The sequence below is a fragment of the Bacillus sp. FDAARGOS_1420 genome (genome assembly GCF_019344915.1).
GTDB lineage: Bacteria > Bacillota > Bacilli > Bacillales > Bacillaceae_G > Bacillus_A > Bacillus_A mycoides.
This window is the reverse complement of sequence record NZ_JAHWJB010000001.1, coordinates 1,487,693-1,500,099: the sequence shown is the minus strand read 5'-3', so window position 1 is coordinate 1,500,099 and position 12,407 is coordinate 1,487,693. Positions and strand designations below refer to the sequence as shown.

Annotated in this window: 13 protein-coding genes; 3 read left to right on the top strand and 10 right to left on the bottom strand. The window is 38.6% G+C overall.

Translation table 11 applies throughout. The features are described 5' to 3' along the window. Window positions 1-14 precede the first annotated feature (14 nt). A complete protein-coding gene (locus I6L50_RS07845; protein ID WP_061690077.1) occupies window positions 15-458 on the bottom strand; it encodes a hypothetical protein in 444 nt (147 codons plus the stop codon). A 133-nt stretch (window positions 459-591) separates the two neighbouring features. On the opposite strand from I6L50_RS07845, the gene I6L50_RS07840 reads away from it, so the two are divergent. Both I6L50_RS07840 and I6L50_RS07835 read left to right on the top strand, forming a co-directional pair. After that, entirely contained in the window at window positions 592-1,146 is a 555-nt protein-coding gene (locus I6L50_RS07840) for a histidine phosphatase family protein (protein ID WP_219301043.1), read from the top strand. 74 nt (window positions 1,147-1,220) lie between these two features. Further along, on the top strand, window positions 1,221-1,700 hold the full coding sequence (locus I6L50_RS07835) for a YbaK/EbsC family protein (RefSeq protein ID WP_219301042.1): 480 nt from the start codon (window positions 1,221-1,223) through the stop codon (window positions 1,698-1,700). 20 nt (window positions 1,701-1,720) lie between these two features. Here the strand turns inward: I6L50_RS07835 and lipA are convergent, their stop codons facing one another. Then, window positions 1,721-2,617, bottom strand: a complete 897-nt coding sequence (lipA, locus tag I6L50_RS07830; protein WP_002034580.1) for a lipoyl synthase — start codon at window positions 2,615-2,617, stop codon at window positions 1,721-1,723. 189 nt (window positions 2,618-2,806) lie between these two features. Here lipA and I6L50_RS07825 point away from each other — a divergent pair, with 189 nt between their 5' ends. Beyond that, window positions 2,807-3,790 carry a M23 family metallopeptidase gene (locus I6L50_RS07825; RefSeq protein WP_215587022.1) on the top strand — a complete coding sequence of 328 codons (984 nt, stop codon included), beginning with the start codon at window positions 2,807-2,809 and terminating at the stop codon, window positions 3,788-3,790. A gap of 56 nt (window positions 3,791-3,846) precedes the next feature. Here I6L50_RS07825 and yunB read toward each other — a convergent pair whose 3' ends face one another. From yunB to sufC, 8 genes are all read right to left on the bottom strand, one after another. Continuing rightward, window positions 3,847-4,578, bottom strand: a complete 732-nt coding sequence (gene yunB / locus I6L50_RS07820) for a sporulation protein YunB (RefSeq protein ID WP_219301041.1) — start codon at window positions 4,576-4,578, stop codon at window positions 3,847-3,849. A 55-nt stretch (window positions 4,579-4,633) separates the two neighbouring features. Beyond that, window positions 4,634-4,936: a YunC family protein gene (locus I6L50_RS07815; protein ID WP_002015926.1), complete on the bottom strand. Its 303-nt coding sequence runs from the start codon at window positions 4,934-4,936 to the stop codon at window positions 4,634-4,636. A 65-nt stretch (window positions 4,937-5,001) separates the two neighbouring features. Then, window positions 5,002-6,393 (bottom strand): bifunctional metallophosphatase/5'-nucleotidase, encoded by a 1,392-nt coding sequence (locus I6L50_RS07810; RefSeq protein WP_219301299.1) that lies wholly within the window; start codon window positions 6,391-6,393, stop codon window positions 5,002-5,004. Window positions 6,394-7,027: 634 nt separating this feature from the next. Next, on the bottom strand, window positions 7,028-8,425 hold the full coding sequence (gene sufB / locus I6L50_RS07805; protein ID WP_002015928.1) for a Fe-S cluster assembly protein SufB: 1,398 nt from the start codon (window positions 8,423-8,425) through the stop codon (window positions 7,028-7,030). Between the two features lie 48 nt (window positions 8,426-8,473). Further along, complete coding sequence (gene sufU / locus I6L50_RS07800; protein ID WP_002089369.1) at window positions 8,474-8,905, bottom strand: Fe-S cluster assembly sulfur transfer protein SufU; 432 nt, start codon at window positions 8,903-8,905, stop codon at window positions 8,474-8,476. Continuing rightward, complete coding sequence (gene sufS, locus I6L50_RS07795; protein WP_219301040.1) at window positions 8,895-10,115, bottom strand: cysteine desulfurase SufS; 1,221 nt, start codon at window positions 10,113-10,115, stop codon at window positions 8,895-8,897. Before sufS ends, sufU begins: the two co-directional genes overlap by 11 nt. Then, on the bottom strand, window positions 10,115-11,407 hold the full coding sequence (gene sufD / locus I6L50_RS07790; protein WP_219301039.1) for a Fe-S cluster assembly protein SufD: 1,293 nt from the start codon (window positions 11,405-11,407) through the stop codon (window positions 10,115-10,117). Before sufD ends, sufS begins: the two co-directional genes overlap by 1 nt. Before the next feature lie 15 nt (window positions 11,408-11,422). Then, window positions 11,423-12,208, bottom strand: a complete 786-nt coding sequence (sufC, locus tag I6L50_RS07785) for a Fe-S cluster assembly ATPase SufC (protein ID WP_002015933.1) — start codon at window positions 12,206-12,208, stop codon at window positions 11,423-11,425. Window positions 12,209-12,407 lie beyond the last annotated feature (199 nt).

Below are 12,407 nucleotides of genomic sequence, written 5' to 3'. Positions count from 1 at the left end.
CACCAGTTGGTGGGTTATTTTTTATATGGATTTTCGTAGTGATGATAACTTTTCCCCCCTCGCAGCTCCCTCTTTGTTTCTGCATCTATAACGATGTACTTATGAAACTCATCTACTTCATCTTGAGAAAAGGAACCAAAAAAATAAACTTGGCGATCTGGATGAACAAACGAATCCTGAATCACCACTCTACTACGACAGCCGACAGCTGTTTTTTGTCGGAAGGTAAATTCTGCATCTTGTACTTCTTTCCATAAAATTTTCTTTCGAACACTATACGAAGCATTTTTGTATTCCTTATAGACCTTCTTATCTAGCTGTTCATAAAATAGATTTTCATTCACAAACGATTTATTTCGATTGCTTGGATAGTCTAATTTTTGATTTGATTGTGCATATGTTGTGGACAATTGCGCGAGAAAACAAATACTGAATACAATGCATATCATTTTTTTCATAATTGCACCTCAAATTTTCATTATCCACATTACTTTTCCACATACTTAGATCACTATTCCGTTTCCAATAAAAAGGAATTATTTCCGCATTTGTCGAAGTATATAGCGTCAACTTGAAAGATGGGGATGAATTATGAAGAAAATTATTGTAATACGACATTGTTCCGCAACTGGACAAAAACGTGATGCCGAATTAACGTTTGCCGGAAAAGATCAAGCTAACACCCTTGCTGCATTCCTCTTAGAAAATCAGCTACAAATAGATCATATTATTTCGAGCCCATTTGTCCGAGCTATCGATTCCATTCGGCCCTATGCGCTCAAAGCTAACCTATCTATCGAAGAGGATGAACGATTAGCTGAACGTATATTAAGCAACGTTCCGATGGATGATTGGATGCAAAAACTAGAATCTACTTTTACAAACATAGATATTGCCTTTTCAGGCGGAGAGTCAACAAAACAAGCAACGGACCGTGCTATATCGCTTATCCAAGACGTTTTAAAGTTAAACCATACTACAACACTACTCGTTACACATGGAAACTTACTTACGCTCATTTTAAAGCACTTTGATCGTACGATCGGCTTTAGTGAATGGAGAACTTTAACGAATCCTGATGTTTACGAAATTACAATCGATGAACAAAGTTTCATAAAACGATTATGGGAAGCATCGTCCAAATAGTATCCCTTTCCAAAACACTCAGTTGACGCCACGAGAAGAGACTGTATTAACAATAGAGAGGGGTATCATTCCATATGTACGAAGACGTACTTTCTTTACTACATAAAACAAATGCTTCTTATGAAAAGTTTGAACACGAACCAGTACTTGACTATGAAACAGATCGTATCGTTCGTGAAAGACTTGGTTTGCAAGGCACTCCAAGTAAAAGCTTATTTTTAAAATCAAAATCCGGGAAGCATTACGTATTCTTTACGTTAGAAGGCACTCGCCTCAACCGAGGAGAGATGAAGGAAATAACAGGAGAGAACTTATCTCTCTGTTCTCCTAATGAGCTAAGAGAAGAGACTGGTTGCACTCCTGGATGTGTAGCTCCTTTCGGTTATTCACAAGATGTAACGATTATTGTGGACAGTTCAATTTATACTTACGATAAAATTTTAATTACACCTGGTGTACCTGAATTTACAATTGAATTATCCACAGAGGAATTAAAAAAGATTTTATCCACATGTCAAAATAAAGTTTTAGAGTATAAGAAAAAAGAGAGCTAATGATTAGCTCTCTTTTTTCATTATTTCGCTTCTGCTGTTTTTTCTTTTGCAGAACGTACTTGCTCGTCCGCATGATAAGAAGAACGCACAAGTGGGCCAGCTTCACAGTGGCTAAATCCTTTGCTAAGTGCAATTTCTTTTAGCTCTGCAAATTCTGCTGGTGGGTAATATTTAATAACTGGTAAATGCTTCTTAGATGGTTGTAGGTATTGTCCAAGAGTTAAAATATCCACATTGTTTGCACGTAAGTCATCCATTGCTTCAATTAAATCTTCTCTCGTTTCACCTAAGCCCAGCATAATGCTCGATTTAGTTGGAATATCAGGCTGCATTTCTTTTGCTCGACGTAAAAACTCTAATGAACGGTCATATTTTGCTCTAGCGCGAACTCGGTTAGATAATCGACGTACTGTTTCAATGTTATGGTTCAAAATATCTGGTTTTGCATCCATTAACATTTTTAAGTTTTCTTCTACCCCACCCATATCAGATGGTAATACTTCGATAGACGTGAATGGATTTTCACGACGTACAGCGCGTACTGTTTCAGCAAAAACAGCTGCTCCGCCGTCCTTTAAATCATCACGTGCAACCGCTGTTATAACAACGTGCTTTAAGCCCATTTGTACTACAGAATCTGCTACGCGTTCTGGCTCTTGTAAATCAAGCTCAGTTGGTAAGCCTGTTTTAACCGCACAAAAACGACAAGCACGTGTACAAACCGCACCTAAGATCATAAATGTTGCTGTTTTCCTTACAGCCCAGCATTCATGAATATTCGGACATTTCGCCTCTTCACAAACTGTATGAAGATTCTTAGAACGCATCATTTTCTTTAAGCCTGTATAGTTTTCATTCGTGTTTAACTTAATTTTCAACCATTCGGGCTTGCGCTTATACTCTGTTTGTTTTGTCATGGTTATCAACTCCGCACAATATGAAATAGTTTACCGTGTTCGCTTCTTTCAATGTAACATATCTATTCTAACGTATGAAAGCGATTTGCTCAAATGAAGATTCTAAGATTTTTTCCAATCGTTCCCTATAATGAAATACTCCGTATATCCCACACTAAAAAGAGTGATGTTGTGAAAGGAGTCTATTTCATGCTTCGAAAAATTTCTCTTTTGCTTTCGATTTGCTTTCTTCTCCACCAAAACATCGCTTACGGTGAAGATAATCAGCAAAGCATATATGAAAAGCGCATGGCACTATATAAAGAAACTGAGCAATCTTCCGGTATTCCGTGGTATTACTTAGCCGCAATGGATCAATACGAAAGAAACATACGGAGCGTAAGAAAAGATATTCCGAAAAAACCAGATGCCATCATTTCCCTTTATTTCAAACCTGAAATATGGGCTGGACCTGTGAATAGTAATGATACTCTCCCCCATACAATTTCTCTATTTGGCGGAATGGGTTTAGATGGTGACAAAGATGGATTTGCAAATGCAAATAACGACCGTGATCTTCTGCATACAGCAGCAACTATTTTAAAGAAACAAGGAACGTCGGAAGACCGTGTTAACATTATGCTTTGGGAATATTATAGACGTGCAAAAACAGTTGAATTAATTACAGAATACGCCCGAATTTATAAACATTATGGACGCATTAATTTAGAAGGCAATGCTTTCCCTCTCCCGATTCGCAGTGACCATAGCTATCGTAGTACTTTCGGTGCTGGTAGAAGCTTTGGCGGCAGGAGGATTCATGAAGGAACCGATATTTTCGCTGGATATGGCGTACCAGTACGATCAACTTGCTATGGCGTTATTGAAACAAAAGGATGGAACCGTCTTGGTGGATGGCGCATTGGTATTCGTGACCTTCATAATAATTACCACTATTACGCTCATTTAGGCGGGTTCTCTAAAGAAATACAGCTCGGACAAATTGTCGAACCAGGAAAAGTAATCGGATTTGTCGGTAGTACCGGCTACGGTCCTCCTGGTACAGCTGGAAAATTCCCGCCCCACTTACATTTCGGCATGTATAAAGACAATGGCTATACAGAATGGGCTTTCGATCCATACATGCATTTAAGCCTTTGGGAACGAAAAGAACGAGCAAATACAAAACGATAACCGTAGCGAATTGCTACGGTTATTTTTATAAATATAAATCAATAGAACACTACTGACTAATTATCCGTTTTCTTTTTATCTGGTACAGTAACTCCGCCACTTCCGTAATAAGTAGGCACTTCACCTTGAACGATGCGCGTCGCAATCGGAATGTTTTGCTTCACTTTAATTTCTTTCGTGCGTAACGGAATCATAACTTGTAACGTCACTTCCACTTCCATAATAATTTTGATCGCCGTATTATTAATTCCTTGCGGCTCAACTAATTGTTTAATATCCGTATTCACATGACCAATTGGCGTAAAATTAATCGGAATATCCGGTCCTATATTACCAAGAAGCGCATTATCAGTTATGCGCCCAAAAGGAACTGACATAGATACCCCATTCTCTTCAAAAATACCAAGTGCTTTCGTATCCCCTTTTTCTACTTGTTGTAAATATTTTTCTATGTATGCAGTAGTCGATGTTAATATTTCATTTACTTGTTTTGTATTTAAATCAATTGTAGATACTTTCCCGTTCCTATCCGTTTGCACTTTCATTAATGAATCTACATCAAACCCTTCATTAATTCGGTCTTTTACCGCTTTCGTCATAACTGCTGTTGCCATTTTATGAGTCTCTGTTTCCCCATACTTAATTAACGTTGGCTGAATACTTTTATTTACAATCCATAAACCTTGAACTACCATTACGATAAAAATAATAAATGAAATAAGCAGTATATACCGAAAGGAAATCGGTCCCCTTCGAAACCGCGAATTTTTCGAACGAAATATGCCCATAAGAAAACCCTCCTTCTTATATTATTTCTATGCAAGAAAGAGGGACGATATATGCTTATCTCATTTTTAATAGTGCATCTTTTCCGATTGTGCCTACCGGAATACCTAAAGCTTCTGCTCCAGTCGTTACTGATTCCAGCGGTGCTTCAAGAAGTTGTTCAATCGTTCTTACACCAACCGCACGGCCAGCAATAATTCCTCGATCACCTAACTTCTCATTTAGAAGACCTACATCTAAAGCACCGCACATAATATATCCTTTATCGCTCATTACAGCTAGCAAATTTGTCTTTGGAAGTTTTACGCTAACAGCAATGAACGTATAGTTATCAATTATAATTGGCTCTACATTAACCATAGTTCACACTCCTCTCTTTCTTATCTTTATGACAAGAGAAAAATGAGTGTTACAAGTTAACTAGCCTATAGTTTGACTGAAGATGTATAAGTTATCAACATGTCTGTTAGTACATCTCTAAGCAATTCCGGCATATAATATTGTTTGTCAGAAAGTGTGGATAGCTCTGGGTATAAGTATCCGAATGTAAACATATCAATCGTTCCTACCGTATATATCCGGTCTAATTCCAGCGATTCGCCGTTAATCAATACATCTTCTAGTAAAATTTTATTCCCTGGAATCGTATCTGGAATCACTTCCAAACCATCGTAAATCATTTTCCCCATTACTTTTCCACGAAATCCGAATCCTTTCACCTCAAGATTCTCCATATTCGGGCGGCGCGCTTTCAAAATAACTTCTCTTAACGTTTTCCCTGGTACTTTTAACAGACATGGATTAATGGGATGTGGACAAATCCGATGAATATCTCCGCGCATCACAACACCTTCATTTAATCCCTCAAGAAGTACACCAGCATTCACCATCCCAACATCCGCATTACACCACTCTTTAAGTGCACTTGCCAACATATGAGAAAACGTCGTCTCCTTAAACCAATCAACCGGCAATGATTCTTTTAAATGAACGACAGGCTCAGCCATTATCTGTTTACTTTCTTCCTTTAGCATTTCAATTGTGGATAACGGCTCGCTATAAGCACCTAACCGTTCTGTCTTAATCGCTCTACCGTCTTTTTTCAACAGTCTCTTCGTCTCTTTATCCACAGTAAGCTGAACGTGACCAACGTAATGTCCCCACTTTTCACAACAGCAAAGCAAAGTATTATCCACAAGAACACCGCGCTCAAATAAATGATGCGTATGTGCCCCTAAAATAACATCTATATCATAATGCTCCGCCATATACTCATCCATACTTTTTCCAAGATGAGAAAGCACAACAGTAATATGAGCTGTATCCTTAACTTCTTCTAAAATAGACTCTAAATGGATGATTGGATCTTCGATATGCCAATCTAACATATGATAAAACTCTGGATAAGCTACCGTTAATCCAATAAAGGCAATCGTAATCCCATCTGTCGTTGTATGTAATTTATAAGGCTGCGCCCACGCTGGACGTACACCTTCTTTTTCAAATAAATTCGCTACAAGCACCTCAAAACCAGCATCATCATATAGACGATTCAAATGCTCTTTCGCCAATGTAATTCCTTCATTATTTCCGATCGTTACATAATCATATAACGCCTCATTTAATAATTTTGTATTCCCAAGTCCATTTGTCGCTTCCGAAATACTATGAAAACGATCCACATGATCGCCAATATCCACAGTTAAAACAGTCTCTCCCGCTTCCTGTCTTCGCTTTTTCTCCCCTCGTACAAACCGAGAAATTTGCGGCCAATTTTCAAAATGACTATGTATATCGTTTGTATGATAAAGGTGGATGATTGTTTCTTTATTTATATTCAGAGAAAAAACCTCCTCTCAGTTCCTTACTGCCATTTACGCTATACGTACGCAATAATCCTGTAAATACTTTTCGTCTTTTCTTGCTATTCTACATTGTACTCGCATTATAAGAAAAAGCCAAAGATTGCCCTTTTATTATGGAAAACTTTATATTACTTTTTCTAGTGTGTTGATTAGTTTGGGGCGGGAATTTTTCGAGAGGTTTAGCGAGCAATGCGGCGGATTTGTCAGTATCTTTGTCTTACCTCTGATCGTTCTCTTTTCGTATAAAATGTTGCGGGGGGTATGTGTGGGATTTCCTTTGTCTTACTTTGTCGACAAATCGATATTCCTTGTCCAACCGCTGATATATTGAAATAATCGCCGATATATTCCGAGTTGTGGTCGATATATTTCATTAAACACCTACCCGGGTATCTTACAGCCGAACCCGAATATACAACATAAGAAAGCGCCCTGCTATGCAGGGCGCTTTCTTCATACATATATTATCCAGTTCCAGCGGCTAGAATGTTCGGTGGCTTCACTTCTTCCTATGAGGCAAAAAGCGCCTCTACGTCAGAAGCTCCATCCCCCTCACATTCTGAACGAGCCGCTTCCACTTTAAATATTAACCAATAGAACCTTCCATCTCAAACTTGATTAGACGGTTCATTTCAACTGCGTATTCCATTGGAAGTTCGCGAGTGAATGGCTCGATGAAGCCCATTACGATCATTTCTGTAGCTTCTTGCTCAGAAATACCGCGGCTCATTAGGTAGAATAATTGTTCTTCTGATACTTTAGATACTTTCGCTTCGTGCTCAAGTGAAACGTAATCGTTTTTGATTTCGTTGTAAGGAATTGTATCAGATGTAGATTGGTTATCCATGATTAACGTGTCACACTCGATGTTAGAGCGAGAGTTTTTCGCTTTTGGTCCGAATTGTACGATACCACGGTAAGTTACTTTACCACCATGCTTCGCAATCGATTTAGAAACGATTGTTGAAGACGTGTTTGGTGCTAAGTGAATCATTTTCGCACCAGCATCTTGATGTTGGCCTTTACCAGCAATCGCGATAGATAATGTTAAACCACGAGCGCCTTCGCCTTTTAAGATAACTGCTGGGTATTTCATCGTTAATTTAGATCCGATGTTACCGTCAATCCATTCCATCGTTGCGTTTTCTTCACAAACCGCACGTTTTGTAACTAGGTTGTATACGTTGTTCGCCCAGTTTTGGATTGTTGTATAACGGCAATATGCATCTTTCTTAATGATGATTTCTACTACCGCACTATGAAGTGAGTTAGTAGTGTAAACAGGTGCTGTACAACCTTCTACGTAGTGTACGTGTGCGCCTTCGTCTACGATGATAAGCGTACGCTCGAATTGTCCCATATTTTCAGAGTTAATACGGAAATACGCTTGAAGTGGTGTATCAACTTTAATACCTTTTGGAACGTAGATGAATGATCCACCAGACCAAACTGCAGAGTTTAATGCAGAGAATTTGTTGTCTGTTGGTGGGATTACTTTTCCGAAATGCTCACGGAAAATATCTTCGTTCTCTTTTAATGCGCTATCTGTATCTTTGAAGACGACTCCTAGATCTTCTAGGTCTTCTTTCATGTTGTGGTATACAACTTCAGATTCGTACTGTGCAGATACACCAGCTAAATATTTTTGCTCAGCTTCAGGAATACCTAATTTATCAAATGTCGCTTTAATTTCCTCAGGTACTTCATCCCAAGACTTCTCAGATTTCTCAGATGGTTTTACGTAGTACGTAATTTCATCGAAATCTAAGTCGTTTAAGTCGCCGCCCCATTGTGGCATTGGCATTTCATAGAACTTATCCAGTGATTTTAAACGGAAGTCTAACATCCACTGTGGTTCTTCTTTCATACGTGAAATCTCTTCAACGATTTCTTTTGTTAAACCGCGTCCAGCACGGAAAATCGAAACGTCTTTATCCTTGAAACCATATTTATAATCGCCGATATCTGGCAGTTGCTTCGCCATGTTGGTGTGTCCCTCCTTATATAACCTCGTTTTTAGGAACCTTTAACATTACTTATCTTCGTTTAAGCCCTTTTCTAACGCTTTCCACGCTAATGTTGCACATTTAATACGTGCCGGGAACTTGCATACGCCTTGTAATGCTTCAATATCTCCTAAATCAATGCTGTCATCATACTCTTTTCCTAGCATCATGTCAGAGAAAATTTTAGAAAGCTTAAGAGCCTCTTCAATTTTCTTTCCTTTTACTGCTTGTGTCATCATTGAAGCTGAAGACATTGAAATTGAACATCCTTCGCCTTCAAACTTCGCTTCTTGTACAATACCCTCTTCTACTTTCATCGTAAGTTGAATACGATCGCCACAAGTTGGATTGTTCAAGTTAACGGTAACACTATCTTCTAACACGCCATGGTTACGAGGATTTTTATAATGATCCATAATAACTTGACGATATAACGTATCTAAATTATTAAATGACATTTGTGAAATACTCCTTTGTCTTGATTAGCGATTCAACAAATGTATCAATTTCTTCTTTTGTATTATATAAATAGAAGCTCGCACGTGCTGTAGAAGAAGCTTTTAGCCACTTCATAAGTGGTTGTGCACAGTGATGTCCTGCGCGAACCGCAATGCCTTCTACATCTAATACAGTTGCTACATCGTGAGGATGTACGTCTTCAATATTAAATGTAACTAGACCAGCGCGATGCTTTGGACCATAAATTGTAACGCCATCTACTTCTGATAGTCTCTCTAAAGCGTATTGCGCTAATTCATGTTCATGCTTTTCAATATTATGAAGACCGATTTCTTCTAGGAAATCAATTGCCGCACCAAGTCCGATTGCATTACCGATAATCGGTGTACCTGCTTCGAACTTCCACGGAAGCTCTTTCCAAGTAGACTCTTGTAAGTCTACGAAATCAATCATTTCACCACCAAATTCAATTGGTTCCATATTGTTTAGCAATTCTTTCTTACCATATAATACGCCGACACCTGTTGGTCCGCACATCTTATGAGCAGATAATGCGTAGAAATCACAGTTTAAATCTTGTACATCCACTTTCATATGAGGTGCACTTTGTGCTCCATCAACGATCATGATTGCACCGTTTTCATGTGCGATTGCTCCGATTTCTTTTAAAGGGTTAATCGTTCCAAGTACGTTAGAAACGTGCATGATAGAAACGATTTTTGTATTCGGTGTAACTGTTTGACGAACATCTTCTAAAGAAATTGTACCGTCTAGTTGAAGCGGAAGGTATTTTAAAGTTGCACCAGTTTTCTTCGCAACTTGTTGCCACGGAATGATGTTACTATGGTGCTCCATGTAAGAGATGACGATTTCATCGCCTTCTTTTACATTATCAAGACCATAGCTAGCTGCTACTGTATTTAATGCAGTTGTCGTTCCGCGCGTGAAAATAATCTCTTCCATTGATTTCGCGTTAATAAACTTGCGAACTTTCTCGCGTGCACCTTCATACGCGTCGGTAGCTTTCGTACCGAGCGTATGAACACCGCGATGCACGTTAGAATTATATTCTTTATAGTAACGTTCTAACGTTTCAATGACTTGAATTGGTTTTTGAGAAGTTGCTGCACTATCGAAATATACAAGTTGTTTGCCGTTCACTTTTTGATCAAGAATTGGAAACTGTTTGCGTATTTCATGAATATTCATTAGCGAACTTTCCTTTCAATTACCTCGACAAGCTGTGCCTTTACTCCTTCAATTGGAAGCTCATTTACTACAGGTGCTAAGAATCCATGGATGACTAAACGTTCTGCTTCGCGTTTTGGAATCCCACGGCTCATCAAGTAGTATAATTGGTATGGATCTACGCGGCCTACTGAAGCTGCGTGACCTGCCATTACATCATCTTCATCGATTAAAAGAATTGGGTTTGCATCACCGCGAGCTTTCTCATCTAACATAAGGACGCGAGAAGATTGTTGTGCATTTGATTTAGATGCACCGTGTTCAATCTTACCAATTCCGTTAAAGATAGATGTTGCACTATCTTTTTGTACACCGTGTTTTAAAATCCAACCTTCAGAGTGTTTACCGAAGTGAACAACTTTAGTTGTAAAGTTTTGTGTTTGGTTACCACGGCCAATTGTTACTGTTTTTGTATCAGCATATGATCCGTCGCCCATTAAGTTCGTAACGTTCTCTGAGATTGTATTTCCGTCATTCATAAGGCCTAGAGCCCAATCAATACGGCCGTCGCGTCCAACAATTCCGCGGCGGTTAACGTAAGTTGTTACGTCTTTTGCTAATAGATCAACCGCACCGAATTTCACTTGTGCGCCTTGTTCCACGATTACTTCTGCTACGATATTTGCAATACCTTTAGCATTTTCATTTGCAACGTAGTTTTCTACATAAGTTGCAGTACTGTTCGTATCAGCTACGAATAATACGTGGTTATATACGTTAGCTTCTTCGCCGTCTACTAAGAATACAGCTTGAAGTGGAGTTTCAAGAACAACGTTTTTCGGAACATATACGAATGCACCGCCGTTGATTAATGCAGCATGAAGTGCAGTTAGACGATGCTCGTCTACTTTCACGCCGTCTTTCATTAAGTACTTTTGTACTAATTCAGCATGCTCTGTTGCAGCTGTTACGATGTCTGTAAAAATAACACCTTTTTCTTTTGCTTCGTCTGCTAAAGAAACGAAAGCAGTTGTACCAGTACGTTGTACTAATACGCTGTTATTTTCATCGATTAAGTTTTTCACTGCTTCTGGAAGCTCTGTTAAAGAACTTACAGGCTCTTGCTTAGCAGCGTCGCCTTTTCCGATAAAGTCCCATTTTTCAATTTTCGTTTTATCAGGCGTTGGCATTGGAAGTTCAGTTGCTTGTGCAAGAGCTTGTAAGCGGAACTCAGTCAACCAAGCAGCTTCGTTTACTTCGCTTGCGCGCTGACGGATTGTTTCTTGATCGAAAGGTAATGTACCGATTGTCATGTTTATGCTCCTCTCTTACGCTTCTTGCTCTGCTGTTTCGTCTTCAATACCTAATTCTTTTTTAATCCAGTCGTAACCTTCAGCTTCTAGACGTTGTGCAAGCTCAGGGCCACCAGATTTAACGATACGACCGTTCATCATAACGTGAACGAAGTCTGGAGTGATGTAGTTTAATAAACGTTGGTAATGCGTAATCATTAGGCAGCCGAACTCTTCGCCGCGCATTTGGTTAATACCTTTAGATACAACTTTTAATGCATCGATATCAAGACCTGAGTCGATTTCATCTAAGATTGCGATTTTTGGCTCAATCATCATTAATTGAAGAATTTCGTTACGTTTTTTCTCTCCACCAGAGAAACCTTCGTTTAAGTAACGTTGTGCCATTTCTGGATCCATTTCTAGGAATTCCATGTTTTTATCTAAAGTACGGATAAATTTCATAAGAGAAATTTCTTCGCCTTCTTCACGACGTGCATTAATCGCAGAACGTAAGAAGTCCGCGTTTGTTACTCCGCTAATTTCACTTGGATATTGCATTGCTAAGAATAGACCTGCTAGCGCACGCTCATCTACTTCCATTTCTAATACATCTTCACCGTCGATGATGATGCTACCTTCTGTTACTTCATACTTTGGGTGACCCATAATCGCAGAAGATAAAGTTGATTTACCTGTTCCGTTAGGTCCCATAATTGCGTGGATTTCTCCACCTTTTACTTCAAGGTTTACACCTTTTAAAATTTCTTTGCCATCGATTGATACGTGTAAGTCTTTAACCGTTAATGTAGAACCAGCCATCTCAATACCTCCATTAATCCTCTATATACATTTTAAAAATTACTAAAACGTTCATATTCTCATTTTATTCTCATTCTAATCTTATAGCAAATAAAATGATATCGCAAACACTAAGAAAATGTAACAATTTTTTCACAAATGTATATAAGTATTTCCTTTACATCCTCTTATGATACACCTTTCTTCTTATATATATAAA

Coding starts and splice junctions, on each gene's coding strand:
- lipA (WP_002034580.1), bottom strand. CDS start 2,617: ATGACAAAACAAACAGAGTATAAGCGCAAGCCCGAATGGTTGAAAATT.
- I6L50_RS07840 (WP_219301043.1), top strand. CDS start 592: ATGAAGAAAATTATTGTAATACGACATTGTTCCGCAACTGGACAAAAA.
- yunB (WP_219301041.1), bottom strand. CDS start 4,578: ATGGGCATATTTCGTTCGAAAAATTCGCGGTTTCGAAGGGGACCGATT.
- sufC (WP_002015933.1), bottom strand. CDS start 12,208: ATGGCTGGTTCTACATTAACGGTTAAAGACTTACACGTATCAATCGAT.
- sufU (WP_002089369.1), bottom strand. CDS start 8,905: ATGTCATTTAATAATTTAGATACGTTATATCGTCAAGTTATTATGGAT.
- sufD (WP_219301039.1), bottom strand. CDS start 11,407: ATGACAATCGGTACATTACCTTTCGATCAAGAAACAATCCGTCAGCGC.
- sufS (WP_219301040.1), bottom strand. CDS start 10,115: ATGAATATTCATGAAATACGCAAACAGTTTCCAATTCTTGATCAAAAA.
- I6L50_RS07825 (WP_215587022.1), top strand. CDS start 2,807: ATGCTTCGAAAAATTTCTCTTTTGCTTTCGATTTGCTTTCTTCTCCAC.
- sufB (WP_002015928.1), bottom strand. CDS start 8,425: ATGGCGAAGCAACTGCCAGATATCGGCGATTATAAATATGGTTTCAAG.
- I6L50_RS07815 (WP_002015926.1), bottom strand. CDS start 4,936: ATGGTTAATGTAGAGCCAATTATAATTGATAACTATACGTTCATTGCT.
- I6L50_RS07845 (WP_061690077.1), bottom strand. CDS start 458: ATGAAAAAAATGATATGCATTGTATTCAGTATTTGTTTTCTCGCGCAA.
- I6L50_RS07835 (WP_219301042.1), top strand. CDS start 1,221: ATGTACGAAGACGTACTTTCTTTACTACATAAAACAAATGCTTCTTAT.